Source organism: Nocardioides maradonensis, assembly GCF_054777115.1.
Genome location: NZ_BAAHAZ010000006.1, coordinates 122652 through 148131 on the forward strand (window position 1 = coordinate 122652; position 25480 = coordinate 148131).

Annotated in this window: 25 protein-coding genes; 13 read left to right on the forward strand and 12 right to left on the reverse strand. The window is 72.0% G+C overall.

Translation table 11 applies throughout. From position 1 onward, the window contains the following. Nucleotides 1–11 precede the first annotated feature (11 nt). The 3 genes from ACYVAQ_RS08705 to ACYVAQ_RS08715 all read left to right on the forward strand — a co-directional run bounded on the left by ACYVAQ_RS08705 (nt 12) and on the right by ACYVAQ_RS08715 (nt 5834). A complete protein-coding gene (locus ACYVAQ_RS08705; protein WP_460788339.1) occupies nt 12–2756 on the forward strand; it encodes a penicillin acylase family protein in 2745 nt (914 codons plus the stop codon). A gap of 194 nt (nt 2757–2950) precedes the next feature. Beyond that, a complete protein-coding gene (locus tag ACYVAQ_RS08710) occupies nt 2951–5071 on the forward strand; it encodes a DEAD/DEAH box helicase (RefSeq protein ID WP_460788341.1) in 2121 nt (706 codons plus the stop codon). Between the two features lie 10 nt (nt 5072–5081). After that, entirely contained in the window at nt 5082–5834 is a 753-nt protein-coding gene (locus ACYVAQ_RS08715; RefSeq protein WP_460788343.1) for an SDR family oxidoreductase, read from the forward strand. A 338-nt stretch (nt 5835–6172) separates the two neighbouring features. On the opposite strand, the gene egtD is transcribed toward ACYVAQ_RS08715, so the two are convergent. From egtD to ACYVAQ_RS08735, 4 genes are all read right to left on the reverse strand, one after another. Beyond that, nucleotides 6173–7138 (reverse strand): L-histidine N(alpha)-methyltransferase, encoded by a 966-nt coding sequence (egtD, locus tag ACYVAQ_RS08720; RefSeq protein ID WP_460788345.1) that lies wholly within the window; start codon nt 7136–7138, stop codon nt 6173–6175. Then, the gene (gene egtB, locus ACYVAQ_RS08725; protein ID WP_460788347.1) at nt 7135–8421 is read right to left on the reverse strand and encodes an ergothioneine biosynthesis protein EgtB; all 1287 of its coding nucleotides are present in this window, start codon (nt 8419–8421) and stop codon (nt 7135–7137) included. Before egtB ends, egtD begins: the two co-directional genes overlap by 4 nt. A gap of 61 nt (nt 8422–8482) precedes the next feature. Further along, the gene (locus ACYVAQ_RS08730) at nt 8483–9064 is read right to left on the reverse strand and encodes a TetR/AcrR family transcriptional regulator (RefSeq protein ID WP_460788349.1); all 582 of its coding nucleotides are present in this window, start codon (nt 9062–9064) and stop codon (nt 8483–8485) included. Nucleotides 9065–9228: 164 nt separating this feature from the next. Continuing rightward, nucleotides 9229–10779, reverse strand: a complete 1551-nt coding sequence (locus ACYVAQ_RS08735) for an MXAN_6640 family putative metalloprotease (RefSeq protein ID WP_460788351.1) — start codon at nt 10777–10779, stop codon at nt 9229–9231. A gap of 110 nt (nt 10780–10889) precedes the next feature. Here ACYVAQ_RS08735 and ACYVAQ_RS08740 point away from each other — a divergent pair, with 110 nt between their 5' ends. Both ACYVAQ_RS08740 and ACYVAQ_RS08745 read left to right on the forward strand, forming a co-directional pair. Then, complete coding sequence (locus ACYVAQ_RS08740) at nt 10890–12161, forward strand: DUF445 domain-containing protein (RefSeq protein WP_460788353.1); 1272 nt, start codon at nt 10890–10892, stop codon at nt 12159–12161. Between the two features lie 120 nt (nt 12162–12281). Continuing rightward, nucleotides 12282–12491 (forward strand): RNA-binding S4 domain-containing protein, encoded by a 210-nt coding sequence (locus ACYVAQ_RS08745; RefSeq protein ID WP_460788696.1) that lies wholly within the window; start codon nt 12282–12284, stop codon nt 12489–12491. A gap of 110 nt (nt 12492–12601) precedes the next feature. Here the strand turns inward: ACYVAQ_RS08745 and ACYVAQ_RS08750 are convergent, their stop codons facing one another. The 4 genes from ACYVAQ_RS08750 to hisN form a co-directional block, all read right to left on the reverse strand. Next, nucleotides 12602–12976 (reverse strand): FKBP-type peptidyl-prolyl cis-trans isomerase, encoded by a 375-nt coding sequence (locus ACYVAQ_RS08750; protein WP_460788356.1) that lies wholly within the window; start codon nt 12974–12976, stop codon nt 12602–12604. Between the two features lie 92 nt (nt 12977–13068). Next, nucleotides 13069–14595, reverse strand: coding sequence for a sulfatase-like hydrolase/transferase (locus tag ACYVAQ_RS08755; RefSeq protein WP_460788358.1), 1527 nt, complete (start codon nt 14593–14595; stop codon nt 13069–13071). Beyond that, on the reverse strand, nt 14592–15023 hold the full coding sequence (locus ACYVAQ_RS08760; protein WP_460788360.1) for a CBS domain-containing protein: 432 nt from the start codon (nt 15021–15023) through the stop codon (nt 14592–14594). Before ACYVAQ_RS08760 ends, ACYVAQ_RS08755 begins: the two co-directional genes overlap by 4 nt. Before the next feature lie 10 nt (nt 15024–15033). Beyond that, complete coding sequence (gene hisN / locus ACYVAQ_RS08765; RefSeq protein WP_460788361.1) at nt 15034–15930, reverse strand: histidinol-phosphatase; 897 nt, start codon at nt 15928–15930, stop codon at nt 15034–15036. A 72-nt stretch (nt 15931–16002) separates the two neighbouring features. Between hisN and ACYVAQ_RS08770 the strand changes: the two genes are divergently transcribed. Further along, nucleotides 16003–16491 (forward strand): DUF2231 domain-containing protein, encoded by a 489-nt coding sequence (locus ACYVAQ_RS08770; RefSeq protein ID WP_460788362.1) that lies wholly within the window; start codon nt 16003–16005, stop codon nt 16489–16491. Here the strand turns inward: ACYVAQ_RS08770 and rsgA are convergent. Together rsgA and aroA are read right to left on the reverse strand one after the other, a co-directional pair. After that, entirely contained in the window at nt 16478–17464 is a 987-nt protein-coding gene (gene rsgA / locus ACYVAQ_RS08775) for a ribosome small subunit-dependent GTPase A (RefSeq protein ID WP_460788364.1), read from the reverse strand. The two genes, ACYVAQ_RS08770 and rsgA, sit on opposite strands and share 14 nt — an antisense overlap. Continuing rightward, on the reverse strand, nt 17464–18726 hold the full coding sequence (aroA, locus tag ACYVAQ_RS08780) for a 3-phosphoshikimate 1-carboxyvinyltransferase (protein ID WP_460788366.1): 1263 nt from the start codon (nt 18724–18726) through the stop codon (nt 17464–17466). The genes rsgA and aroA overlap by 1 nt, the downstream gene beginning before the upstream one ends. 187 nt (nt 18727–18913) lie before the next feature. Here aroA and ACYVAQ_RS08785 point away from each other — a divergent pair, with 187 nt between their 5' ends. The 6 genes from ACYVAQ_RS08785 (at nt 18914) to ACYVAQ_RS08810 (ending at nt 22443) form a co-directional block, all read left to right on the forward strand. Beyond that, entirely contained in the window at nt 18914–19690 is a 777-nt protein-coding gene (locus ACYVAQ_RS08785) for an SOS response-associated peptidase (protein ID WP_460788368.1), read from the forward strand. Beyond that, the gene (locus ACYVAQ_RS08790; protein ID WP_460788370.1) at nt 19687–20343 is read left to right on the forward strand and encodes an alpha/beta hydrolase family protein; all 657 of its coding nucleotides are present in this window, start codon (nt 19687–19689) and stop codon (nt 20341–20343) included. Before ACYVAQ_RS08785 ends, ACYVAQ_RS08790 begins: the two co-directional genes overlap by 4 nt. Nucleotides 20344–20425: 82 nt before the next feature. Further along, nucleotides 20426–21109, forward strand: a complete 684-nt coding sequence (locus ACYVAQ_RS08795; protein ID WP_460788373.1) for a sigma-70 family RNA polymerase sigma factor — start codon at nt 20426–20428, stop codon at nt 21107–21109. After that, nucleotides 21106–21390, forward strand: coding sequence for a mycothiol system anti-sigma-R factor (rsrA, locus tag ACYVAQ_RS08800; protein ID WP_460788375.1), 285 nt, complete (start codon nt 21106–21108; stop codon nt 21388–21390). Before ACYVAQ_RS08795 ends, rsrA begins: the two co-directional genes overlap by 4 nt. Nucleotides 21391–21457: 67 nt before the next feature. Beyond that, nucleotides 21458–22288 carry an SDR family NAD(P)-dependent oxidoreductase gene (locus ACYVAQ_RS08805; protein WP_460788377.1) on the forward strand — a complete coding sequence of 277 codons (831 nt, stop codon included), beginning with the start codon at nt 21458–21460 and terminating at the stop codon, nt 22286–22288. 80 nt (nt 22289–22368) lie between these two features. Continuing rightward, entirely contained in the window at nt 22369–22443 is a 75-nt protein-coding gene (locus ACYVAQ_RS08810) for a 50S ribosomal protein bL37 (RefSeq protein ID WP_369759046.1), read from the forward strand. A gap of 98 nt (nt 22444–22541) precedes the next feature. On the opposite strand, the gene ACYVAQ_RS08815 is transcribed toward ACYVAQ_RS08810, so the two are convergent. Beyond that, the gene (locus ACYVAQ_RS08815) at nt 22542–23330 is read right to left on the reverse strand and encodes a DUF2785 domain-containing protein (RefSeq protein WP_460788379.1); all 789 of its coding nucleotides are present in this window, start codon (nt 23328–23330) and stop codon (nt 22542–22544) included. 78 nt (nt 23331–23408) lie between these two features. Here ACYVAQ_RS08815 and ACYVAQ_RS08820 point away from each other — a divergent pair, with 78 nt between their 5' ends. Next, nucleotides 23409–24890: a histidine kinase N-terminal domain-containing protein gene (locus ACYVAQ_RS08820; protein WP_460788381.1), complete on the forward strand. Its 1482-nt coding sequence runs from the start codon at nt 23409–23411 to the stop codon at nt 24888–24890. Nucleotides 24891–25095: 205 nt separating this feature from the next. On the opposite strand, the gene ACYVAQ_RS08825 is transcribed toward ACYVAQ_RS08820, so the two are convergent. Then, nucleotides 25096–25350, reverse strand: a complete 255-nt coding sequence (locus ACYVAQ_RS08825) for a WhiB family transcriptional regulator (RefSeq protein ID WP_141013945.1) — start codon at nt 25348–25350, stop codon at nt 25096–25098. Nucleotides 25351–25480: the final 130 nt, after the last annotated feature.

The following is a 25480-nucleotide window of genomic DNA, read 5'->3' on the forward strand; positions in this document are numbered from 1 at the left end:
GGGTCGGGTCCATGCGTCGCTCCCTGCTGCTGACCGGCCTGTCCGGACTGCTCGTCGCCGCCCTCGCCACCGGGCCGGCCGCCTCGCCGTCGCACGCGGGCACCACGCCGTCGTACGGCGGCGATCCCTATGGCGCGGTCTGGAACATCCTGCCGCCGGGATCACGCGGCAACATCGACGCGACGCAGCTCGCGCAGGTCCTGCTCGGCGGTGGCACCACGGCGGTCGACGGCAAGAACGCGCCGGCGAACTACGCCGACCAGCTCGAGATGTACGACGCGCTCACGAAGCAGGCGCCCAGCAGCATCACCCGCGCCGACCTCTCCAGCCTGTACAAGCGGGAGAACTTCGATCCGCAGGTCGTCACCAGCGACGAGCAGCCCAAGGCCGGGGTCGACATCAAGCGCGACCAGTACGGCGTCCCGTACATCACCGGCACGACCTACGACGACACCATGTGGGGCGCCGGCTTCGCCGCCATCGAGGACCGGATGTTCCTCATGGACGTGCTGCGCCACACCGGCGCCGGGCGGATGGCCGAGTTCGTCGGCGACACCCCCGCGAACGTCGCCATGGACCAGGCCCAGCTGCGCACCGCGTTCTACACGCCCCAGGAGGCGGCCGCCCAGGTCACCAAGGTGGCGCAGCGGTACGGCGCCGCGGGCGAGCGCCTGCTGCACGGGCTCGACGCCTACATCGCCGGCATCAACGCGGCCCAGCAGAAGCTCTGCCCGCTCGGGGTGACCGGTCTGGAGTGCCCCGCCGAGTACGCCGCCCTGCAGAAGACCGTCCAGCCCTGGACCCGCGCCGACGTCGTGTACGTCGCCTCGCTGGTCGGCGGGATCTTCGGCAAGGGCGGGGGAGCGGAGGCGGCGAACGCGACCTACCTCCAGCTGCTGCGGCACCGCTTCGGCGCGAAGATCGGCGACGGCGTCTACCGCGACCTGCGCGAGAAGCTCGACGCCGGCGCGCCCACGACCGGCTCGGTGAAGATCGGGTACGGCGGAGGCCGCGGGCTCGAGCTGGGCGAGCCCGGTGTCGCGCTGCCGGACCTCGGTGGCGCGACCGCGCCGGGGACCGGCCACATCGCGAGCCGGGTGACGACACGCGGGGCTCCGCGGACCGTGGCGCCGGGGCTGCCGGCCGGTGAGGCGACCCGGCTGCAGAAGGTCCGGATCGGGTTCCAGCACGGCGGGATGTCCAACGCCGTCCTCGTGACCGCGAAGGAGTCGACGACCGGGCACCCGCTGGCCGTCTTCGGCCCGCAGACCGGCTACTACAACCCGCAGCTGCTCGTCGAGCAGGTGCTCAAGGGCCCGGGCGTCTACGCCCGCGGCGTCTCGTTCGCCGGAACCAACCTGGTCGTCGAGCTCGGGCGTGGCAAGGACTACGCGTGGTCGGCGACAAGCGCGTCCAACGACCTCGTCGACACCGTCGCGGAGCGGCTGTGCAACACCGACGGCTCGCGGCCGACGGTCGCGTCCACGGCGTACCGCGTCGGCAGCAGGTGCGTCCCGATGCGGCACGACCAGCAGGTCGAGCACACCACGCCGAACCTCACCGCGCCCGGGCTGCCGAAGACCTACACCTTCGACGTCTGGCGCACCCGGCACGGCATCGTCCAGTCCCGCACGACGGTCAAGGGCGCGCCGGTGGCGCTGGTGCTGCAGCGCTCGACGTACGGGCACGAGGTGGACTCGGTGCTGGGCTTCTCCCAGTTCAACGACCCGGGCTACGTCCACGGCGTGCAGTCCTTCTTCAAGGCCGCCAGCCACGTCGACTTCACCTTCAACTGGTTCTACGTGGACAGCAGGCACATCGGCTTCTACACGTCCTCCCTGCTGCCCCAGCGCGCGCCGGGCGTGGCATTCGACTTCCCGCGCTGGGGCGACCCGAAGTACGACTGGCGGGGGTACGTCGGCATGGCCGGCCACGCCCACCAGGTCGACCCGGCCTCGGGCTACCTCGTCAGCTGGAACAACCGGCAGACGAAGACCTGGTCCGCGCCCGACGACATCTGGTCATGGGGCGACGTCCATCGCTCGCTCGCGCTCAGCCAGCGGGTGCAGGCGGCCATCCGGGGACCGCGGAGGATCGCGATCCAGCAGCTCGTCGGCGTGATGGCCGGCGCCGCCACGCAGGACTCCCGGGCGCGCTACCTGCTGCCCGACCTGCTCGCCGTCATCGGCAACGACCGCGCGCTCGCGCCGGCCACGTCGCTGCTGCGGCAGTGGCTGACGGCCGGGGCGCCGCGGGTCGATCGCGGGCGGACCGGCGCCTACGCCTACCAGGCCGCGATCGCGCTGTTCGACTACTGGTACGAGCACGGCTCCAGCTCGCTCGCGTACGACGTGATGCGGGGCAGGCTCGGGTCGCTCGTCACCCGGGTCCCGCAGATCCTCGACGACCACCCGCGCCTGGGCCGAGGCTCGTCCTGGCTCGACGCACCCTGGTACAGCTGGGTCAAGAAGGAGCTCGACGCGCGCCTCGGCCACCCCGAGGCCACGCCGTTCACCTACCGCTACTGCGGCTCGGGGACGCTGGCGTCGTGCCGGAAGGTGTTGCGCGCCTCCCTGGCGAGCGCCGTCGCGTACGCGCTGAAGACGCAGGGCGTCTCGTCGGTGTCGCAGCTGACCTACGACAAGAGGCAGGACGACATCGTGTCCCAGACGGCCGGCGTCGTCGGCGTACGTCCCATCGACTGGCAGAACCGGCCCACCTTCCAGCAGGTCGTCGAATTCCACCGTCATCGGTGAGTCGGGCCACCCCGCTGGTAGACTGAGCGCAAGCATCGACCAGCCGAGCCGTCGGCGTACGTCGGAAACCGACGTCCCCACCGGCCGCGAACCCCCACGGGTGGCCATGCGATCGGACGAGTGGGTCGAGGATCCACGACACACGGCGGCGTCCGGGTGCACCCGCACCGGGGCCTCGTCCTGGAAGGACATCTGTGGCTCAGAGAAGCCAGCGAGGTGGCGGCCAGCGCCGCAACCGCAGCAACGCGCCCAAGCACCGCAACGAAGAGGGCATCATCCCGGTGCTCGCGAGGGTGGTGCGCGAGGTCGAGCAGGCCGTGCAGCGCCAGTCGACGGTGCTGTCGGTGCGCACGAAGTTCCAGGTCATCGCGCTCCTGGTGCGTGAGGAGCGGATGCGGATCAAGGCCGACGACACGCTGTCGGACAGCCGCCGCGCCGAGGAGCTGAAGCGGCTCGACGGCATCGCCACGATCCTGGCCCAGACGGCCGCGCGGGACTCGACGCTGTTCACGCTGCTCGACCCGGACGCGGAGATCTCCGATGACGCCCGCGCGCTGCGCCGTGAGCTGCTCGGCAAGGCCGGCGTGACCGAGCCCGAGCCGGAGGAGGCCCCGGCCGCCGCGGACAACGTCATCGCGGTCATCGACCGCCGGGTCACCCCGGTCTCGGTCGCCGCAGCCCAGCTGGCCAACCCGTTCCAGCGGCCCGAGTTCGACGGCGTACGCCCGCCCGTGCGGCCCCGCCGGCTCGCCGGCTGGGAGCTGCTCGAGCCGCTGTTCCGCTCCTTCGAGCGGGCGCCCGAGGGCGCCACGGCGATCATGGAGCTGCCTGAGCCGACGACGCTGAAGACGCCGTACGGCCGAGAGCTCATGCACCACCAGGCCCAGCTCGTCGCGTCCGCGGCGGCCGGCCACCGCACGTACCTGCTCGCCGACGAGCCCGGCCTCGGCAAGACCGCCCAGGCGCTGCTCGCGGCGGAGGCGGCCGGCGCGTTCCCGCTCCTCGTCGCCGTCCCGAACGTCGTCAAGACGAACTGGGCGCGCGAGGTCGAGCTGTGGGTCCCCAACCGGACCGCGACCGTCCTGCACGGCGACGGCGAGGATGTCGACGGCTTCGCCGACGTCTTCGTCGTCAACTACGAGATCCTCGACCGGCACATCGGCTGGCTCGGCAAGCACGGCTTCCGCGGCATGATCGTCGACGAGGCGCACTACATCAAGAACAAGACCTCGCAGCGCTCCCAGCACGTCCTGGAGATCGCGGACCGGATCCGGGCGCGGGTCCCGCGGCCGCTGATGATGGCGCTCACCGGCACCCCGCTGATCAACGACATCGAGGACTTCCGGGCGATCTGGCAGTTCCTCGGCTGGATCGACGAGAAGGTCCCGCTCGGGTCCCTGATGGAGGCGCTCGAGGAGACCGGCCTGACGCCGGCCGACCCGGGCTTCTACCCGGCCGCGCGGCGCTGCGTGGTCGACCAGGGCATCGTGCGCCGCCGCAAGATCGACGTCGCTGCCGACATCCCCGCCCGCCGGGTCGCCGACCTCCCGGTCGAGCTCGAGGGCGAGGCCGGTCGCTCGATCCGCAAGGCCGAGCAGGAGCTCGCCCGCCGGATGGTCGAGCGCTACGACACCGCGCTGGCCAACCGCCGTGCCGGCGCCGTCGTCTCCGGCATCGACCACGACCTGGTTCGCCAGGTCGCCGGATGGGAGCGCGAGGACTCCTCGACCAAGACCGGCGAGAACGTCTTCGGCATGCTGCGCCGGATCGGCCAGGCCAAGGCCGGGCTGGCCGCGGACTACACCGCCCAGCTCGCCCGCAACGTCGGCAAGGTCGTCTTCTTCGCCAAGCACATCGACGTCATGGACCTCGCCGAGGAGACCTTCGCGGCCCGGGGCATCAAGTACGCCTCGGTGCGCGGCGACCAGTCCTCGACGACCCGCCAGGCGCAGATCGACGCCTTCGTCAACGACCCCGAGGTCCACGTCGCGGTCTGCTCGCTGACCGCCGCCGGTGTCGGCCTGAACCTGCAGGTCGCGTCCAACCTGGTGCTCGCCGAGCTCTCCTGGACCGACGCCGAGCAGACCCAGGCCATCGACCGGGTCCACCGGATCGGCCAGACCGAGCCGGTCACGGCCTGGCGCGTCATCGCGACGCAGACCCTGGACACCCGGATCGCCGAGCTCATCGACCAGAAGGCGGGCCTCGCGGCCCGCGCCCTGGACGGTGCCGGGGAGACGGTGGAGACCTCGATCGACCTGCAGACCGAGGCGCTCGTCGGCCTGCTCACCGCGGCCCTGGAGGCGCGACACTAAGGTCGGTCCCATGGTTCAGGGGATCCTCGCGGTGGCCGGCGGCACCGGTCTGGTCGGCAGCATGGTGGTCGCGGAGGCGCGACGGAGGGGGTACGACGTCCGCGTCCTCTCCCGCGGCACCGGCGTCGACCTGACCAGCGGTGACGGTCTCGCCGCGGCGCTCGAGAGCGTCGAGACGGTGATCGACACCAGCAACGTGGTCACGATGGCGAGGGGCCCGGCCCTGCGCTTCTTCGAGCAGGCCACCGGCAACCTGCTCGCCGCCGAGCAGGCCGCCGGAGTGGGCCACCACGTGGCGCTTTCGATCGTCGGCTGCGACCAGGTCGACCTCGGCTACTACTTCGGCAAGCGCCGCCAGGAGGAGCTCGTCCGCGAGGGCGCGGTCCCGTGGACGATCCTGCGTGCGACGCAGTTCCACGAGTTCGCCGGCCAGATGGTCGACCGCAGCCCGGCGCCGTTCGCCCTCGGCCTGCGGATGCGCACCCAGCCGATCGCAGCCGCAGAGGTCGCGACCCACCTCGTCGACACCGTCGAGCGCGGCCCGGGTGGGCTGCTGCCCGACCTGGGCGGGTCCGAGGAGCTGCGCATGGACCGGATGATGCGCCAGTGGCTGCGCGCGACCGGCCGTCGCCGCCTGCTCGTGCCGGTCCCGATGGCCGGCAAGGCAGGGCGTCAGGTCAACGACGGCGGGCTGCTGCCCGGCCGCGAAGGCACCCTCGCCGGACCGACCTTCGCCGAGTGGTTGGCGGCCACGAGCGTCTGACCGGCGCCGAACGCCCGTCAGGCGGTTTCAGACCCTCCCCGTGCCGCGCCGAACGGACGTCCGTTCGGCCGAGCGGTGACACGGCTCTGAATCGGCTGACGGGCGTTCGGCAGTCACGCGTCGAGGGACCGCGGCGGCAGCCGGAGGACGTGCGCCTCGTGCCCCGAGGTGCGCGACATGTTCAGCCGGCGGGCCACGCACGTTGGTCTCGATACGCCGCTCGCTGGCGCTCGCGTCTACTCAACCAACGATGGGCGTTGGCCCATCTGCCTCGGTCGACCAACATCCGTCGTTGGTTGAGTAGGCCGAGCCGCGAGGCGAGGCCGTATCGAAACCAACTACTCCTTCGTCGCCAGCGTCACCAGGAAGTCGCCCGCCGGGTCGGTCCACTGCTCGGCCACCGTCAGCCCGGACGCCGCCAGCTCGGCCGCGATCCGGTCGCGGGTGAACTTCGTGGAGATCTCCATCCGGATCTCCTCGCCGGCCGCCAGGTCCAGCTCGACGTCGGCACCCGGGATCCGCACCCGTTGCGGCACCTCGGAGCGCAGCCGCAGGTCCATCCGCTGCAGCCGGGAGTCCCAGAACGGGGCGTAGCCGAACGCGTCCGGCTCGAAGTCGGCTCCCAGCTCGCGGTTGAGCACGAGGAGTCCGTTCTTGATGAACGCCTCGGTCACGCCCTCGGCGTCGTCGTAGGCACGGATCAGCCGGTCCGCGTCCTTGACCAGGTCCGTGCCGAGCAGCAGCCCGTCACCCGGCGCGAGCGAGTCGCTCAGCGCGCCGAGGAAGGCCGCGCGCTCCTCGACGTACAGGTTGCCGATCGTGCCGCCGAGGAAGACGACGAGCTTGTGGTCGTAGCGCGCCAAGTGGCCCAGGTGCAGCGTGAAGTCGCCGACCACCGCCTCGATCGCTGTCTCCGGGTAGCGCGCCTCGAGCATCGCGGCCGCGTCACGCAGCGTCGACTCCGACACGTCGACGGGCACGAACCGCTCGAGGTGCCCGGCGTCGGCGAAGGCGTCCAGCAGCAGCCGGGTCTTGTCGCTGGTGCCGCTGCCGAGCTCGACCACGGTCGTCGCGCCGCTGGCCTGCGCGATCTCCGCCGACCGCGCGGCGAGGATCGCCCGCTCCGCCTCGGTCGGGTAGTAGGCCTCGAGCCGCGTGATCCGGTCGAAGAGGTCCGACCCGGCCGCGTCGTACAGCCACTTCGGCGGCAGGGAACGCGGCTGCGAGCCGAGCCCGCGACGCACGTCCGCCACCAGGGCGGCCGCCGCCCAGTCCGACTCCAGCAGCACCTCGACCTTGTTCATGCTCCACCTCCGTCGGCAAGACGTACCCCGGACATCGCCCAACGTGCGCCGTGCGGGAAGAAATTCCGGTACGACGCCCGCGCGTGACCCGCCGGCGTCAGCGCGCACCCACCCCGCAGCACCATCTGGTTCGACATGAACTTGCCGTTGTACTCGCCGATCGCGCCCTCGGCCGGGTGGAACCCCGGATAGGGGTGGTACGCCGAGGAGGTCCACTCCCAGCAGTCACCGAACAGCTGCCGCAGCCTGCCCGTCGAGGGCCCGGCCGCCTCCGGGTGGAAGGAGGTCGTGTTCGCCAGGTTGCCGCGGACCTCCGCCTCCCGCGCCGCGTTCTCCCACTCCGCCTCGCTGGGCAGCCGCTTGCCGGCCCAGGCGGCGTACGCGTCGGCCTCGTAGTAGCTCACGTGCGTCACCGGCGCACCCGGGTCGACCGGGAACGTGCCGTGCAGGGTGTGCTCGAACCAGACGCCGTCGACCTCGGTCCAGTAGAACGGCGCCGCCCAGCCCTCGGCGTTGATCCGCGCCCAGCCGTCCGAGAGCCACAGCTCGTGCCGCCGGTAGCCGCCGTCGGCCATGAAGTCCAGCCACTCGCCGTTGGTGACGAGCCGGTCGGCCAGCCGGTACGGCGTCAGCCACTGCTGGTGGCGCGGCAGCTCGTTGTCGAAGCAGAACCCGGTGCCCTCGTGCCCGATCTCGACCAGCCCGCCCTCCACGTCGACCCAGCCCAGGGCGTCGGGCGTCGACGGGGTCGCGGGGCGTCCGGCGTACACGGGCTGGAGGGGGTTGCGCGAGAGAACGTGCTTGATGTCCATGAGCAGCAGCTCCTGGTGCTGCTGCTCGTGGTGGAAGCCGAGCTCGATCGTGGCGGCGATCCTCGCCAGCTCACCGTCGTCGAGCCGGGTGAGCAGGTCGCGCATCCGGTCGTCGACGTTGGCGCGGTAGACGCCGACGTCGTGCGCGCCCGGGCGCGAGATCAGCCCGCGCTCGGGCCGGTTGTACCGCGGCCCGACGCCCTCGTAGTAGCTGTTGAAGAGGAACCAGTACGTGTCCTGGAAGGGTGCGAAGTCGCGCTCGTGGTCGGCCAGGACGAACGTCTCGAGGAACCAGGTGACGTGCGCGCGGTGCCACTTCGTCGGTGAGACGTCGGGCATCGACTGGACGGTCTGGTCCTCGGGGGACAGGGGGAGTGCCAGCTGCTCGGTGTGCGCGCGGACCTCGTCGAAGCGGGCCCGGAGGGCCTGCGGATCGGCGGTCGCGCTCGGGGAGGGGAGCGTCGCGGTCATGCAGAACAACGTAGTGCGCGGCGCCGACAACGCCAGGGGAAAAAACCTTACGAACCGGTGATCAGTGCGGGTCAGGGGTGAGGAGCTGCTGCAACGCTGCGCCGTACTCCTCGATGACGTCCTGGTGCGCGGCCCGCGCCAGGACCGGGTCCTCCTGGAGCACCAGCATGGTGAGCAGGCCGCCGATCTGGGCGAGGAGAAGCGCCGCCCGCAGCTCGCGACGGCGGCCGGTGAGCCGGGCGGCGAGCGGCTCGACGAACATCTCGGCGGTACGCCGCTGCAGCGCCGCGCGCACCTGCTCGTGGTGGGACGCCTGGGCGAGCGCCAGGTACTGCTGGCGGAACTCGCTGCCGCTGCGGCCCAGGAAGTAGCGGACCAGCGATCGGCCGAGGTCCTCCAGCGGTCCGTCGAGCAGCTCGTCGACGCCGGGCCCGGACGCCATCACCCCGAGGAACAGCAGCTCCTTGGAGCCGAAGTGCCGGATGACGAGGGCGGGGTCGACGCCGGCCTCCGCGGCGATCGCCCGCACCGAGACCGCGTCGTACGCCTTCTCGGCGAACAGCCGGCCCGCGGCCTCCGCGATGGCGTCACGCGTCGCGACGCCGGCGGGGCGCAGGGTGCGGGCGGGGGACTCCTTGGTCACAGGTCCAACGGTAGCGAGCGTCAACGGCGTTGACACCGCCGGTGCCACCGGCCGTGATCGTGCCCGGGAATAAGATGGGTTGTCCGGAACTGTCCGCGACAACATTTAACGATAACCGCCGAAACCCACCCTGCGGTCCGTCGTTGGACGGGTCGTAGGGCGGGTTACGGCGATGTCTGGGGGGTGTCGCCGTGACCCGCCCGGTGCCTGTTCGCGGGCGTCTTCGTGCGCTTCTTCGCGTGCTGCATCGGGGCGACCACGGTCGCGTCCACGGTGAACCGCAGGTGGTCGTCGCGCGGCTTGCCGCCGCACGAGAGCAGGGTGCCGCGATCGCACACGTAGCGCCCCGACCCGTTGACCAGCGTCAGCACCACCGAACCGACCCGCGCCGGCGCGAAGTCGGCGACGACGACGCCCGTGCCGCGGCGCAGGACCACCGGCCAGCTGCGCCCGTGCCCGTCGCGGGTCCGGATCGTGACCACGGCCCGTGCTCGGTGGCGCGGTCCGTGCACGGTGAGCTGCAGCCGGCGGGCGGCGCCGGTGGCCGGCGGCCGGAAGATCAGGTCCTGCGCGGCGAGGTGGTCGACCCGGGCGGTGAGCGTGCGCGTGCCGCGGGCGTGCCGCATGCGGGCGCGATCGGCGTACGTCGCGCTCGGCCATGTCCTCCCCTCGGGATAGGTGCCGACCGGGTCGAGGTTCGCGACGGCGTACGCCGCGAGCGCGTCGGCCAGTCCCGACGTCGTGCCCGTCCGCCGGTTCAGCACGTGGCTGAGCGCCGGGATCGAGGACTGGGCCGGTGCGCCCTTCCGCGCGTCGACGCGGTTCCAGACCTGACGGATCAGCCCGTCGCCGTACCGCTGCGTCAGGAACTCCCAGAACGCCCAGTTGCCGTACTGCGCCAGACCGGTGGTGCTGTAGCTGTCGAGCGGTACGCCGGGCCGGTGCAGGTCGCCGTAGGGGAGGTAGCGCCGGTTGTCGTTGGCCGCGTCGGCGTAGCTCTCCTCCATCCAGACCGCCGTGCTCTCCATCAGCCACGGGTCGGCGCGGAAGTCGTAGCCGAATTGGATCGCGTGGAAGAACTCGTGCGCGGCGGTGACCTCGAGGGACACCTGCCGGGGAGCGCCGTACTGCTTCGTCGAGAAGTCGTTGTCGAGCACGCAGTAGCCGGACGCGGTCATCGGCTGGCCCTTCACCCGCGTCTCGGGGGCGCAGTAGCCGTAGAGCCCGCGGGCGCCGAGGTCGGTGAGGTAGACGTCGAACCGGCCGTCGCCACCACGCCTGCCGTCGCTGGGCGGGCGGCGGAAGCCGAGGTCGTCCACCTCGTGGGTCCACACGCTGCCCATGGTGCGCAGGACGTGCCGCACCCAGCCCTTGTTCGGCGGCGCGTCGGCGCCCGAGCGCACGTAGTGCACGCAGATCCGGCGTCCGCACAGCTCGGTCGCGCTCTTCGTGTAGCCGTCGCCCTGCGGGTCCTGCGATCCGTCGGTGGGGCGGGCCAGGATCGCGCTGGCGACCATCCGGTCGAAGATCCCGAACTCCGAGCGGGCCACGAACAGGTCGCGCAGCTGGAGGGTGAGCTCGGGGGTGTCGGCGCGCTTCGCGGGCCGGTGGTGGCCCTGTGCCGCGCGGGCGGGAGCCGGGGCCACTGCGACGACGGTGAGGAGCGTGAGGATGAGCGCGGGCAGCACCAGCACACGGATGGCGTTCGGGCGCACGACAAGCTCCTCGGTCCGGGGAAGGTGACCAGGTTCGAGTAGACCAGCGCTCGGGCCCGCAGCGTGGGAGGTGGCCGTCCTGCCCGGGAACGTGTCGCCGGTAGGGAAGGATGCCGGGTGTGAGTGGACCTGCGATGCCGACCGACGCCGCCGCGGACGCCGTACGTCGCCGCCGGCTGCGTGAGATGCGCACGGTGGCCGTCTCCCTGCTCGGCCTCGCTGCGGTCGTGTACGTCGCCACGCTCGGCCGGCACGGCGCCTGGGGCTTCGTCAACGCCGGGGCCGAGGCGTCCATGGTCGGCGCGATGGCCGACTGGTTCGCGGTGACCGCGCTGTTCAAGCACCCGCTGGGGCTGCCGATCCCGCACACCGCGCTCGTGCCGAAGCGGAAGAACGAGTTCGGCAAGGGGCTCGAGGAGTTCGTCGGCGAGAACTTCCTGCAGGAGTCGATCATCCGCGAGCGCGTCCTCGGCGTGCACATCGCCGAGCGCGTGGGGGACTGGCTCGCCGTCGACGCCAACAAGCAGCGCGTCGTCACCGAGGTCGCCGAGGTCGCCCGGGTCGCGCTGGGGAAGGTCCGCGAGGAGCACATCGAGGCCCTGGTCAACGAGGCGCTGACGCCGCGCTTCCGCGAGGAGCCGATCGCACCCCTGCTGGGCGGTCTGCTCGACGAGGCGCTGCGCGACGACCTGCACCACGGCGTCGTCGACCTGATGATCGAGGAGATGCACGACTGGCTCGTCGCCAACCCCGACACGGTGCACGAGGTCATCGGGGAGCGTGCGCCGTGGTGGGCGCCGGAGTCGGTCAACACCTACGTGATCGGCAAGCTGCACGTCGAGATGGTGCGGTGGCTCACCGACATCCGCGACACCCCCGACCACCGCGCCCGCAAGGCGCTCGACTCGATGCTCCAGCGGCTCGCCGGCGACCTGCAGACCAACCCCGCCACCCAGGAGCGCGCCGAGCGGCTCAAGCTGCGGGTCCTGGACCACCCGGCCGTCATCGCCACCGCCATCACGGTCTGGAAGTCGCTGCGCAACGCCCTGCTCACCTCGCTCGGCGAGCAGGACGGCGCCGTACGCCGCCGCCTCATGATCGAGGTCGACGCCCTCTCCCTGCGGCTGCGCTCCGACCCCGAGCTGCGCGAGCGCGTCGACCGGCTCTCGGCCGACGCCGCGGTCTTCGCCGTCGACCGCTACGGCGACGAGCTGACCAAGGTCATCACCCACACCATCGAGCGGTGGGACGGCAAGGAGGCCGCGCGCCGCATCGAGCTGCACGTCGGCCGCGACCTGCAGTTCATCCGGATCAACGGCACCATCGTCGGTGGACTGGTCGGCGTGGTGATCCACGCGATCTCGGTCATGCTCGGTGGTTGAGCAGCCGCGAGCGCCAGCGAGCGGCGTATCGAAACCACCGGTCACTACGCTGGTCCCGTGTTCAGTCGGAGGAAGAAGGCCCAGCAGCCCGAGGTCGTCGACGTCCCGATCAAGGACGAGATGATCCGGCTCGGTCAGTTCCTCAAGCTGGCCAACCTCATCGACAACGGCGCCGACGCCAAGATCGTGTGCCCTGCCGGGGACGTCAGCGTCAACGGCGAGGTCGAGACCCGGCGCGGCCGGCAGCTGTTCACGGGCGACGTCGTCGAGCTGGGCGGGCAGGCGGCCCGGGTCGCGTCCGGCGACGTACCGGACGACCTGCCGTGGTGAGCTGACGGCTCTCTCGCGGCCGCCCGGCCCGGAAGCGGACCGATCGGTGACAGCGGGGCTGGTGCGGCTCCGTGGAGTGCGCACCAGCCCCACTGGTCACGATGGGTCCGTCAGGAGACACCCAGCAGGTCGACGACGAAGATCAGCGTCTCGCCGCCCTTGATGACGCCGCCGGCGCCACGGTCGCCGTAGCCCAGGTGCGGCGGGATGACCAGCTTGCGCCGACCGCCGACCTTCATGCCCTGCACGCCCTGGTCCCACCCGGAGATGACCTGGCCGATGCCGAGCTGGAACTTCAGCGGGGTCCCGCGGTTGTACGACGCGTCGAACTCCTCGCCGGTGCTGTGCGCGACGCCCACGTAGTGCACGTCGACGGTCGCGCCGGCCGTGGCCTCGGCACCGTCACCGACGGTGATGTCCTCGACGACCAGGTCGGCGGGCGGGTCGAAGTCGGGGAAGTCGATCTCAGGCTTCTCTGCAGTCATGGGGGCGAGCCTAGTCCCGGTGGAGGATCGCCCGGTGGTCGAGGCGAGGGCACCGCTCGACAAGGGGCGGCCGAACGCCCGTTCGCGCCGCCCTACGGCCGCGGCACCGGCAGCGGCCCGAAGACCTGGTTGCAGGTGGCGCCGGAGCAGGTGGAGAGGATGTCGAGGCGGGCCTGGAGGGCCGTGCGGACGTCGGCGTAGCGGGCGTCGTCGAAGACGTTGGTGAGCCCGTAGGGGTCCACGCGGCGGTCGAAGAGCAGGCCGGAGGTGAGGTCGCTGGGGTTGACGCCGTACAGGTAGCGCGCGGTGGTGACGCCGCGGAAGGCGAAGCCGGGGCTGCTGTCGTCGATCGCGTCGCCGGTCTGCACCAGCAGCGTGTCGCGCAGCGGCTTCCGCGACCCCAGCACGTCGAGCAGGCTGAGGCCGTCCTGGGTCCGGCCCGGGACCGCTCCCGCGATCTGGAGGTACGTCGCCGGCAGGTCGACCAGGCTCACCGGCGCCTGCGACACGACCCCCGCGGGGAAGTCCGGGCCGGCGGCCACGACCGGGACGTCGAGGGACTCGTCGGTGATCCAGTTCTTGCCGTGCAGCTGGTGCTCGCCCAGGTTGAAGCCGTTGTCGGAGATGAACACGATGTCGGTGTGGGCGAGCTCGTGGGTCCGCCGCAGGGTCCGCACGATCTTGGCGACGCCGTCGTCGACGGAGCGCAGCGCGCAGATCCGCGCCCGCGACTCGGTGACGTAGCGGTCGGCCGGCAGGATCGGGCTGCTCATGCCGGCCGGCAGCCCGTTGACCGTGGCGGTGAGGAACGCGGGGTTCGTCAGGTAGCCCGGCTGCAGCGTGTCGCAGGCGTGCGCGTACGCCGGCGCCGGCACCGGCAACGAGTAGCCCGAGCTGTCGACGGTGTCGTGCGGCGCCAGGTAGTTCGCGACGACGTAGAACGGGCGGTCCGAGCGGTGCCCGGCGCGGATGGCGCGGTCGGTGAAGCGGGTCGTCGTACCGGCGACGTAGCCGTGGATCAGCGGGCCGCCGTAGTAGCGGACCGCGTCGTAGTTGTAGACCTGCCGGATCGCGGCCTTCCACATGTCCCAGCCGCTGATCCGCTCCTGGCCGTCGTAGGCGTTGAGGTACTTCCCGACGAACGCCGTGTAGTAGCCGGCCCCCTGCAGCCACAGACCGAGGTTGTTGTCGGGGTCGATGAGGGACGGGAATCCGCCGTACGGACCGGTGTTGTGGTGCACGCCGTTGTTCTGCGCGTACTCACCGGTCGTCAGCTCGGCCCGCGCCGGGCAGCACATCGGGTGCGGCGAGATCGCGCGGCTGAACCAGACGCCGCGGTCGACCAGCAGCTTCTGGACGTGCGGCAGGTAGGCCAGCTCGTCGGTGCGCATGTCGTCGGTGACGACCATGACGATGTTGTGCTTCTTGGCCTCCACCGCGGGCGACGGGGAGATCGAGGGGACCGGCTCCGGCACGACGGGTCGGGCCGCCGGGACCTGGCGTGGCGGCGAGGCCAGCACCACCACGGCACCGGCGACGGCCGTCACGAGGATCGCGAGGGCAGCGATGAGGAGGGTGCGCGCCGAGATGCCGGCGCGCCCGTCGGGCCGGGTGCTCAACCCTGGTGCACGTAGCTGTCGAGCTGGTCGCGCTCGAACTGCAGCTGGTCGATCTTGTGCTTCACCAGGTCGCCGATGCTGACGATGCCGACCAGGGCACCGTCGTCGACCACGGGGATGTGCCGGAACCGAGCGGTCGTCATCACGCCCATGACGTCGTCGAGCGCGTCGTCGGGCGCACAGGTGCGCACGACCTCGGTCATGATCGCGCCGACAGTGTTGTTCACGACCGTCCCGTCGGCGTGCAGGTGCCGTACGACGTCGCGCTCGCTGACGATGCCGTCGAGGGACGTGCCGTCGCGACTGACGATCACGGCGCCGATGTTGTGCTCGGAGAGCACGGCCAGCAGCTCGCGAACGCCTGCCTCGGGCTGGATCGTCACGACCTCGGGCGAGGCCTTCGCGTGGAGTACGTCGCCGATGCGCATGGGGCTGACGTTACTCCGCCGGTGCCCCGCTGTCGTCGGATTCGGGGCGACGCCGCGACCGCAGGTCGGAGACCGAGCCGGGTCCGTGCTGCGGCCAGTCGGGGTCGTCGTCCTCGCCGCCGACGCTGCCGACGAACGCGAGAGCAGCGTCGTGCAGGTGCCCGTTGGACGCCAGCGCGTTGCCGCCCCAGGGGCCGTCGGCGCCCGCCAACGACGTGAACCGCCCACCCGCCTCGCGCACGATGATGTCGAGCGCGGCCATGTCGTACACCTCGAGCTCGGGCTCGACGGCCAGGTCCACGGCACCCTCCGCGAGGAGCATGTAGGACCAGAAGTCGCCGTACGCCCGGGTGCGCCAGCAGCGCCGCATCAGCGCCAGGAAGTCGTCGCCGAGGCCGGCGTCCTCCCAGCCGCCCAACGAGGCGTAGGAGAGGGACGCGTCCTCCAGGCGACGTACGTCGGACACCTCGCAGCGGGTCGGCTTGATCAGCTTGCCCGTCCACGCGCCGCCGTCCTTGACCGCCCACCAGCGCCGCTGCAGGGCCGGGGCGGACACGACGCCGAGGACCACCTCGTCGTCGACGGCGAGCGCGATCAGGGTCGCCCAGACGGGGACGCCGCGGACGAAGTTCTTGGTGCCGTCGATCGGGTCGACGATCCAGCGCCGCTGGGAGTGGCCGGACGTGCCCTGCTCCTCGCCCGTGACGGCGTCGCGGCTGCGGGCCTTCGCGAGGGTACGCCGGATCGACTCCTCGACCGCGCGGTCGGCATCGGTGACCGGGGTCAGGTCGGGCTTGCTCATCACGTGCAGGTCCTGCGCCTTGAACCGGGTCATGGTGAGGGAGTCCGCGTCGTCGGCGAGCAGGTGCGCGAGCCGCAGGTCGTCGGTGTAGTCGGTGCCAGCCACCCGCTCAATCTAGTGGCCGCGACTCGAGGTCATCCCTCGCCGTCTCCGCAACCGTGCCCTAGCGTGATTCCCGTGCTGCCCCATGCCGACCTCGTGACCGTCAACGGCCTGCCGCTCCACCCCCTGGTCGTGCACGCGACCGTGGTCCTGCTGCCGGTGACGGCGCTGCTCGCGCTCCTCTACGTCTACCGCGCGAACACCGGCTCCCGGCTCAAGCCGCGCGAGGACGGCAAGCTGCGGGTGGCGCTGCTCGTGCTGGCCGTCGGGTGCGCGGCGTTGGTGTGGCTCACCCGGTTCAGCGGCTTCCAGCTGCGCGACGCGCTGGGCATGCCGGTGGCCGTGGTCCGCCGGCACGAGGTGTGGGCGGACCGGCTCGCCTGGGCGACGTACGCCTTCGCGCTGGTGGCCGTCGTCGTCTCCTTCCGCGACCAGCGTGCCGACTGGATGCGCGGGTTGCTGCACGCGCTGCTCGTGGTCGCTGCGGTCACCGTCGTGGTGCTGTGCGCCTTCGCCGGCGACGCCGGGGCCCGGCTGGTCTACGGAAGCGTCAGTAGTCGGTGACGGAACGGGCCGCGAGGAGCCGCCGGAAGGAGGCGACCCGGTCGGGGTCGGCCTCGCCGCGCCCGATGGCCTCGTCCAGCCCGCACTCCGGCTCGTCCTCGCCGTGCGTGCAGCCGCGCGGGCAGTCCTCGGTCATCTCGTCGAGGTCGGGGAACGCCTCGATCAGCTGCTCGGGCTGCACGTGCGCGAGCCCGAAGGACCGGATGCCCGGGGTGTCGATGATCTGACCGGCACCGTCCGGCAGCTCCAGCAGGTACGCCGAGGTCGACGTGTGCCGGCCGCGCCCGGTGACCGCGTTGACGTGGCCGGTCTCGCGGTGCGCGTCGGGTACGAGCGCGTTGACCAGGGTCGACTTCCCGACACCGCTGTGCCCGATCAGCACGCTGGTGTGCCCCTCGAGCACCTCGCGGACGGCCGCGAGGTCGCCGCCACGCTGCGTGACGACGTACGGGACCCCCAGCGAGCGGTACGTCGACAGCAGCGACTCGGGGTCCTTCAGGTCGGCCTTCGTCAGGCAGAGCACCGGCTTCATCCCCGAGGCGTACGCCGCCACCAGGGCCCGGTCGATCAGCCGCGGCCGGGGCTCCGGGTCGGCGAGCGCGGTCACGACCACGAGCTGGTCGGCGTTGGCGACGATGATCCGCTCGACCGGGTCGTCGTCGTCGGCCGTGCGCCGCAGCGTGGTGCTGCGCGGCCTGACCTCGACGATCCGCGCCATCGTGCCGTCGTTGCCCGAGACGTCCCCGACGACGCGCACGTGGTCACCGACCACGACGCCCTTGCGGCCCAGCGGTCGCGCCTTCATCGCGTAGACGGACCGCCCGTCGATCAGCAGCGTGAAGCGGCCGCGGTCGACGGTGATGACGAGGCCGTCGACGGCGTCGTCGTGGGTGGGACGGTCCTTGGTCCGGGGGCGGGTACGCCGGCGCGGTCGGTCGTAGTGCTCGACGTCGTGCTCGTCGTACCTCGCCATCAGAACAGCCCGGCCCAGAAGGTCGCGAAGTCCGGGAAGGTCTTGCCGGTGGTGGCGATGTCCTCCACCTCCACGCCCGGCACCGCGGCGCCGATGATGACGCCGGCGTGGGCCATCCGGTGGTCGGCGTAGGTGTGGAAGACGCCGCCGTGCAGGGGAGCGGGGCGGATCTCCAGGCCGTCCTCGAGCTCGGTCACGTCGGCGCCCAGCGCACCCAGCTCCCGGGCCAGCGCGGCCAGCCGGTCGGTCTCGTGGCCACGGATGTGCGCGATGCCGGTGAGCCGCGACGGCGAGGAGGCGAGCGCGCACAGCGCCGCGATCGCCGGCGCGAGCTCGCCCACGTCGTGCAGGTCGAGGTCGACGCCCTCCAGCTCGGCCGGGCCGGCGACGGTGAGGCCGTCGTCGGACAGCTCCACCGTGCAGCCCATGTCGGCGAGGATCTGGCGCAGCGCGTCGCCGGCCTGGGTCGTGCGCCACGGCCAGTTGCGCACGGTCACGGTGCCCCCCGAGACGGCGGCGAGCGCCAGGAACGGCGCGGCGTTGGAGAGGTCGGGCTCGATGGCTTCGTCGTGGGCCCGGACGGCCCCGGGCGCGACGACCCAGCGGTTGGCGTCGGAGTCGTCGACCACTACCCCGCGGTCGCGCAGCATCGCGACGGTCATGTCGATGTGGGGCTGGGACGGGATCGGCGCCCCGTCGTGGCGGACGTCGACGCCCTGCTCGAACCGCGCCCCCGCGAGCAGCAGCGCGGACACGAACTGCGAGGAGGCGCTGGCGTCGATGACGACGGTGCCGCCGGCGACCGTGCCGGTGCCGCGCACCGTGAAGGGCAGCCGGTCGCCCTCGGAGATGTCGATGCCGAGGCCGCGCAGCGCGCTGAGGATCTCGCCGACCGGCCGGTTGCGCATGTGCTCGTCGCCGTCGAAGGCGACCTCACCGTCCACCAGGCCCGCGACCGGCGGTACGAACCGCATCACGGTGCCGGCCAGCCCGCAGTCGACGCTGGCGCCGGTCGGAGCCCCCGACAGCGGGGTCACGGCCCAGTCCACGCCCGAGGTGTCGACGGTCGCGCCGAGCGCGGTCAGCGCCTGCGCCATCAGCAGCGTGTCGCGCGAACGCAGCGCCCGGCGTACGACCGACGGCCCGTCGGCCAGCGCCGCCAGCACCAGCGCGCGGTTGGTGAGCGACTTGCTGCCGGGCAGCCGCACGACGGCCTCGAGTCCGGGGGTGGCGACGGGAGCGGGCCAGAGGTCGGTAGTCATGACGCGCGAGAGTTTACGGCCCACGGCACGAGCCCTCACCGCGCGAGCCCACGCCGGGCACGCACCTCGCTGCGTTACGGACGCTCGACGTACGCCCGGTATGCCATCGCGCCCGCGCCTTGCGATGCACGCACCCGGCGCACGCTCGAGCGACGATGGCTCGTGCCGAGGGCCTACGGTTGCCTGCATGTGCGGTCGCTACGCATCCAGCCGGTCTCCGGAGGACCTCGTCGAGGAGTTCGACGTCCTGGACCCGCGGTTCGAGGCGCCGCTGGCGCCGTCGTACAACGTCGCGCCGACCGACAAGGTCTACGCGGTGATGGAGCGCGCCCGCACCGAGGAGGACGGCAGCAAGGGCGATCCGGTGCGCCAGCTCCGCGAGCTGCGCTGGGGCCTGGTGCCGTCGTGGGCCAAGGACGCGAGCATCGGCAGCCGGATGATCAACGCCCGGCTGGAGACCGCGCCGGAGAAGCCCGCGTTCCGCAAGGCCTGGGCGAGCAGGCGCTGCCTGCTGCCGGCCGACGGCTACTTCGAGTGGTACGACACCCAGCAGACGACGGCCAAGGGCAAGCCCGTCAAGCAGCCGTTCTTCATCACGCCGGCCGACGGGTCGATCCTCGCGATGGCCGGTCTCTACGAGATCTGGCGCGACCGCAGCCTGCCCGAGGACGACCCCGAGGCGTTCCGGTGGAGCTGCACGATCCTCACCACCGAGGCGGAGGACGAGATCGGGCAGATCCACGACCGGATGCCCCTGATCGTGCCGCGCGACCGCCGCGACGCGTGGCTGTCGCCGGCCACCACGGCCGACCACCTCACCGAGCTCGTCGTGCCGGCGCAGCAGAGCGGGCTGCGCGCGTACCCGGTCTCGCCGGCCGTCGGCAACGTCCGCAACAACAGCCCCGAGCTGGTCGAGCCAATGCCCGCGGACGGCGAGGAAGACGAGGAAGGCGGTCTGTGGTGACCGAGAGGATCATCCCCACCGAGTACGGCGAGGGCCGGCTGGTCACCCGCCGAGCGACCCGCCCGATCGCGACCCTGCTGCTCAGCCACGGCGCCGGCCGCGGCATCGACTCGCCCGACCTCGAGGCGCTCGCCGTCGAGCTGCCCAGGCTCGGGATCAGCGTGCTGCTCTGGGAGCAGCCGTGGGTCCGCGCCGGACGGAAGGTCGCGAGTCCGCCGGCCACCCTCGACGTCGGCCTGCGCGCGGCGGCGTCCACCCTGCGTCCCACGAACCCGCTCGTGGTGGGCGGTCGCAGCGCCGGCGCCCGCTCGGCGCTGCGCTGCGCCACCGACCTCGGGGCCGCCGGGTGCCTGGCGATCTCGTTTCCGCTGCACCCGCCCGGCAAGCCGGAGCGGAGTCGTCTCGACGAGCTGGTCGGCGCCGGCGTACCCACCCTGGTGGTGCAGGGGGAGCGTGACCCGATGGGCAGGCCCGAGGAGTTCCCCGACCCGCTGCCCGCGGAGGTCGCGATGGCCGTCGTACCGGCTGCCGACCACGGGCTGAAGGTGCCGAAGGCCGCCCCGCTGAGCCAGGACGACGCGCTCGACCTCGTGGCGGAGTCCGCGGCGGAGTGGATCACCCGCGACATCGCCGGGAACGCTCGCCGGGAATGAAGGCCGCGGATGAGGCGTTGCGGTTCACATGATGGCGACGTTGGAGAGGCCCGCGACGAGCGGAGCCGTAGGCTGGGGCCCGATGCCCGACACTCCTGACCTGACCTCGCTGGACGACCTCGACCTCGACGACCTCACCGCGCTCGGTGACGCCGAGGAGATCGATGTCGCCACGGAGACGCCCGAGGCGCGCGCCGCGCGGTTCGAGCGCGACGCCCTGCCCTACCTCGACCAGCTCTACTCGGCGGCCATGCGGATGACCCGCAACCCTGCCGACGCCGAGGACCTGGTCCAGGAGACCTTCGCCAAGGCGTTCTCCGCGTTCCACCAGTTCCGGCCGGGCACCAACCTCAAGGCGTGGCTCTACCGGATCCTGACCAACACCTTCATCAACTCCTACCGGAAGAAGCAGCGGCAGCCGCAGCAGTCGCTCACCGGTGACAGCGGGGACGTGGAGGACTGGCAGCTCGCCCGGGCCGAGGCGCACACCTCCGGTGGACTGAAGTCCGCCGAGATGGAAGCGCTGGAGCACCTCCCGGACAGCCAGGTCAAGGAGGCGCTCCAGCGCCTGCCCGAGGAGTTCCGGCTCGCGGTCTACCTGGCGGACGTGGAGGGATTCGCGTACAAGGAGATCGCCGAGATCATGGACACCCCGATCGGGACGGTCATGTCCCGCCTGCACCGCGGTCGCCGCCAGCTGCGCGACATGCTCTCGGACTACGTCAGCTCCGGCGGAGACGCCCCGCTCGATGGGGGAAAGCGATGAGCGCCCACGGTCACACCCACGACAGCGCGGCCGAGGAGGCCGACTGCGTCGAGTTCCTCGACCGCATCGTCCGGCTGATCGACAACGAGCTGCAGGAGGGCGACTGCGCGATCGTGCGCGCCCACATCGACAGCTGCAACCCCTGCCTGGAGCGCTACAACCTGCAGCGCACCGTCAAGGCGCTCGTCGCGCGCTCCTGCGCCGAGCAGGCGCCGGCCGAGCTGCGTGAGCGCGTCCGGATCCGGATCTCGCAGATCAAGGTCGAGATCACCGAGTCGTAGAGGCAGTCGGCTCGCTCCTGGTTTTCGGGGCCCACGGGGCGGAGCCCCGTGTGTGAGGATGAGCGCCATGAAGACCGTGCTCATCACCGGATGCTCCTCCGGCATCGGCGCCGCGACCGCCGCCCGCCTCCTCGACGCCGGGTGGGAGGTCTGGGCCAGCGCCCGCCGTCCCGAGACGCTCGGTGACCTGCAGGCCGCCGGCTGCCGAACGGTCGCCCTCGACGTCACCGACGAGGGCTCGATGGCCACCGCCGTGCAGACCGTCCTCGACGGTTCGGGTCGCATCGACGCCCTCGTCAACAACGCCGGCTACTCCCAGTCCGGTGCGCTGGAGTCGGTCGACGTCGACGACGTACGCCGCCAGTTCGAGACCAACGTCTTCGGCCTGCTGCGCCTCACCCAGCTGGTCCTGCCGACGATGCGCGAGCAACGCTCCGGCCGGATCGTCAACATCGGCTCGATGGGCGGCAAGCTCACGTTCCCCGGCGGTGGTGCCTACCACGCCAGCAAGTACGCGATCGAGGCCATCTCCGACGCGCTGCGCTTCGAGGTCGCCGGCTTCGGGGTCCAGGTCGTGCTCGTCGAGCCGGGCCTGATCACCACGGAGTTCGACGCGAAGGTCGCCGCCGGCATGCCGGACGGCGAGGGTCCGTACGCCGCCTTCAACGCCGCCGTCCTCAAGGCCACCACCGAGGCGTACGCCGGCCCGATGGCCCGCTTCGGAGGGCCGCCCGAGGCCGTGGCGAAGGTGATCACCAAGGCACTCACCACGAAGCACCCGAAGCCGCGGTACACGGTGACCCCGTCGGCGCCCGCGGCGATGATCACCCGCCGGGTGCTCGGCGATCGCGGCTGGGACCTCGCCATGAAGGCGCAGTTCCCCCAGCCGCGGGCCTGAGCCCGTCCCATCCGCGGGGGGCGATTTCGGTCCCGCCGCGGATCCTGGGACACTGACCTGAACCGTACGTAGGAGGAACCATGGGCAAGACCGGCCGCAAGCGCCGCGCTCGGAAGAAGAAGGGCGCGAACCACGGCAAGCGCCCCAACGCCTGAGCGACGTTGACGTCGACGAACCCCGGACCACCGGTCCGGGGTTCTCGCATTCTTGAGCCGCCAGTCGCGGACCGAGGAACGAGGTCCGCGGCGGTGCCTCAGCCCAGGAGGTCCGGGTGGAGCTCGCGCAGGAAGTCGACGAGCGTGAGCACCAGGTCCGCCCGGATCGGCGGCGGCTCGTGCCCGAGCGCGAGCACCAGGTAGAGCGAGCGCAGGAACGCGTCGGCGTTGAGGCCGGCCGCCGCAGGCCGGTCCCGCAGCGCCCGGGCACCGATGCGGGCCGCCCACTCCTCGACCTCGTCCAGGAGCAGCAGGTCGCGCCGCAGCAGCCGTACGGCGGCCCGCGCGAGCCGGTCCGCGTCGCCGGCGGGCCAGGGGCTGGGCGTGTCGGCCACGACCCGCTCGCCGACCACGTCGAGAATCGCTCGTAGCTCACCACGCCCGCAGTACGGCGAGGCGGCAAGCTCGCCGACCGCGTCCGCGCCGACCGCGATCGCGCCGGCGCCCAGCTCGGTCTCGGCCAGCAGCCAGGTCGCCAGCCGGTCGCCCCACTCCAGCACCTTCTCGCGCGGCACCAGCGCCCGGCTGTTGTCGCGGGCGAGCACGGCACCGAGCACGGCCGCCGAGGACGTACGCCGCAGCACGGCGTGGTCCGCCGGGCTCGTCGCGGTCAGCCCGGTCGCGATGCCGTCGCCGAGGCCGACCATCAGGTCGTCGTACACACCGCGCTCGATCCAGGTGGTCAGCACGGCGACCGCGACCTCGGTCCGCAGCGCCGGGTCGGGGTCACCGAGCAGGCCGGTGAGCTCCGCGGTCAGGTCGGCCAGAGCAGGCCCCTCGGGCACGCGGAAGCCCGCTTCCGGCACGCGTCGCCAGTCCACCACCATCAGGCCCTCCACGGCCACGTACCCCCACAAGCACAGTCCCCGGGACTCCATTGTGCCTGATGGCCTAACCTCACCCACGTGCCGACCCTGCCCGCCATCGCACGGCGCCACAGCGACCTCGCGGATGCCGACGTCGCGTGGCTGCAGCTGCTGATGGCCGACTGGCAGATCCTCGCCGACCTGTCCTTCGCCGACCTCGTCCTGTGGCTCCCGGACCGGCGCGGCGAGGGCTTCTGGGTCGGCGCCCAGGTGCGTCCCACGACCGGTCCGACGGCGTACGTCGACGACATCGTCGGCACGTCCCTCCCGGCCGGTCGGCGGCCGCTGGTGGACGCCGCGTACGAGCTGGGCCGGATCATGCGCGAGGGCGACCCGGAGTGGCGCGACGACGTTCCGGTGCGCGTGGAGGCCGTCCCGGTACGACGCGAGGGGCGCGTCATCGCCGTCGTCAGTCGCACCACCAACCTGCTGGGCATCCGCACGCCCAGCCGCCTCGAGCTCAGCTACCTGCAGACCGCGGGCGACCTCAGCAAGATGCTCGCGGCCGGGACGTTCCCGGCGGCCGGCCAGCGCAGCGACCATGCCGACTCGCCGCGGGTCGGTGACGGATTCCTGCGCGTCGACGGGGCCGGGCGCGTCGTCTACGCCAGCCCCAACGCCCTCTCGGTCTACCGCAAGCTCGGCCTGACCGACGACCTCGCCGGCCACGTGCTCGCCGATCTCACCCGCGACCTGGTGCCCGCCCGTTGGCGCCCGGACGAGGAGACGCTCAGCGCCGTCCTGGGCGCCCGCGCCTCACGCGACCTGGAGCTCGGCGCGCCCGGCTCGGGCGCCGGCGAGGGTGCCGTGCTCATCGTGCGCTCCATCCCGCTGCGCTCCGGCGCCGAGCTGGTCGGCGGGCTGATCCTCGTCCGCGACGTCACCGACCTGCGCCGCCGCGATCGCGAGCTGGTCACCAAGGACGCCACGATCCGCGAGATCCACCACCGGGTGAAGAACAACCTGCAGACCGTCGCCGCGCTACTGCGGCTCCAGGCGCGCCGGATCGGGCCGGGGGAGGCCGCCAACGCCCTGGAGGAGGCGGTACGCCGGGTCGGCTCCATCGCCATCGTGCACGAGACGCTCAGCCACGCCGTGGAGGAGACCGTCGACCTCGACGAGATCGCCGACCGGCTCGCCCGGCTGGTCACCGACGTCGGTGCGGCGGTGGCGCGGGTCGGGGTGCGGCGCGAGGGGCGCTTCGGCACGCTCGACTCCGAGCGGGCGACCGCGGTCGCCATGGTCGTCATGGAGCTGATGCAGAACGCGGCCGAGCACGGCTACGAGGCCGGTGACGACGGGGTGGTGGTGCTCGCCGCGGAACGCACCGCGGACCAGCTCCGGATCCGCGTCTCCGACGACGGCACGGGACTGCCCGAGGACTTCGACCTGGACACGACGAGCAGCCTGGGGCTCTCGATCGTGCGCACCCTGGTGGAGTCCGAGCTGCGCGGCACGCTCACCATCGCGAACGCCCCGGCCGGAGGCACGGTCGCAGAGGTCTCGCTGCCCTTGGATTGATGCCCTCGTTGCCTAGTCGTCTTGCCGCCAGCCTAGGTGGGACCTACGCAACCCAACCGCGTGCGCGGCAGCGCGGCGCCGCCGGCGCCGGTTGCCGATCCTGGGTGACGACGCGACGGGAGGGAGCGAGGAACGAGCGACCGGAGGAGCGAGTCGCCCAGGTGAGGCAAGGCGCCGATCAGCGGCGACGCGCTCGCGCCATCAATCAGACGCTGGTACGGACGCGGGCCCGGGCGTTGCGGCGCTTCAGCGCGCGACGCTCGTCCTCGCTGAGGCCACCCCAGACACCGTGGTCCTGTCCCGCCTCGAGGGCCCACGCCAGACACTGCTCGCGCACGTCACAGCGACGGCACACCTGCTTGGCCTCCTCGATCTGGAGGATGGCCGGGCCGGTGTTGCCGATCGGGAAGAACAGCTCCGGATCCTCGTCGAGGCATGCGGAACGGTGTCGCCAATCCATGGGTGGAGATTTCCTCTTTCTAGCTGATCGCCCGTCGATGTCCGGGCACACGTGAAACCGCAAAAGTGAACGGTTTCACGATCGCCCCACAAGGTTTCCAAGGAAACGGTCGGGAATCAAGGGTTACGCC

Excerpts from the sequence above, each read along its gene's own strand:
- ACYVAQ_RS08750 (WP_460788356.1), bottom strand. The coding sequence starts at position 12,976 with ATGACTGCAGAGAAGCCTGAGATCGACTTCCCCGACTTCGACCCGCCC.
- egtB (WP_460788347.1), bottom strand. The coding sequence starts at position 8,421 with ATGACCGCGACGCTCCCCTCCCCGAGCGCGACCGCCGATCCGCAGGCC.
- ACYVAQ_RS08825 (WP_141013945.1), bottom strand. The coding sequence starts at position 25,350 with ATGGATTGGCGACACCGTTCCGCATGCCTCGACGAGGATCCGGAGCTG.
- egtD (WP_460788345.1), bottom strand. The coding sequence starts at position 7,138 with ATGAACAAGGTCGAGGTGCTGCTGGAGTCGGACTGGGCGGCGGCCGCC.
- ACYVAQ_RS08815 (WP_460788379.1), bottom strand. The coding sequence starts at position 23,330 with ATGGTGGTGGACTGGCGACGCGTGCCGGAAGCGGGCTTCCGCGTGCCC.
- ACYVAQ_RS08785 (WP_460788368.1), top strand. The coding sequence starts at position 18,914 with ATGTGCGGTCGCTACGCATCCAGCCGGTCTCCGGAGGACCTCGTCGAG.
- ACYVAQ_RS08705 (WP_460788339.1), top strand. The coding sequence starts at position 12 with ATGCGTCGCTCCCTGCTGCTGACCGGCCTGTCCGGACTGCTCGTCGCC.
- ACYVAQ_RS08740 (WP_460788353.1), top strand. The coding sequence starts at position 10,890 with ATGCCGGGTGTGAGTGGACCTGCGATGCCGACCGACGCCGCCGCGGAC.
- aroA (WP_460788366.1), bottom strand. The coding sequence starts at position 18,726 with ATGACTACCGACCTCTGGCCCGCTCCCGTCGCCACCCCCGGACTCGAG.
- ACYVAQ_RS08795 (WP_460788373.1), top strand. The coding sequence starts at position 20,426 with ATGCCCGACACTCCTGACCTGACCTCGCTGGACGACCTCGACCTCGAC.
- ACYVAQ_RS08745 (WP_460788696.1), top strand. The coding sequence starts at position 12,282 with ATGATCCGGCTCGGTCAGTTCCTCAAGCTGGCCAACCTCATCGACAAC.
- rsgA (WP_460788364.1), bottom strand. The coding sequence starts at position 17,464 with ATGGCGAGGTACGACGAGCACGACGTCGAGCACTACGACCGACCGCGC.
- ACYVAQ_RS08715 (WP_460788343.1), top strand. The coding sequence starts at position 5,082 with ATGGTTCAGGGGATCCTCGCGGTGGCCGGCGGCACCGGTCTGGTCGGC.
- ACYVAQ_RS08805 (WP_460788377.1), top strand. The coding sequence starts at position 21,458 with ATGAAGACCGTGCTCATCACCGGATGCTCCTCCGGCATCGGCGCCGCG.
- rsrA (WP_460788375.1), top strand. The coding sequence starts at position 21,106 with ATGAGCGCCCACGGTCACACCCACGACAGCGCGGCCGAGGAGGCCGAC.
- ACYVAQ_RS08760 (WP_460788360.1), bottom strand. The coding sequence starts at position 15,023 with ATGCGCATCGGCGACGTACTCCACGCGAAGGCCTCGCCCGAGGTCGTG.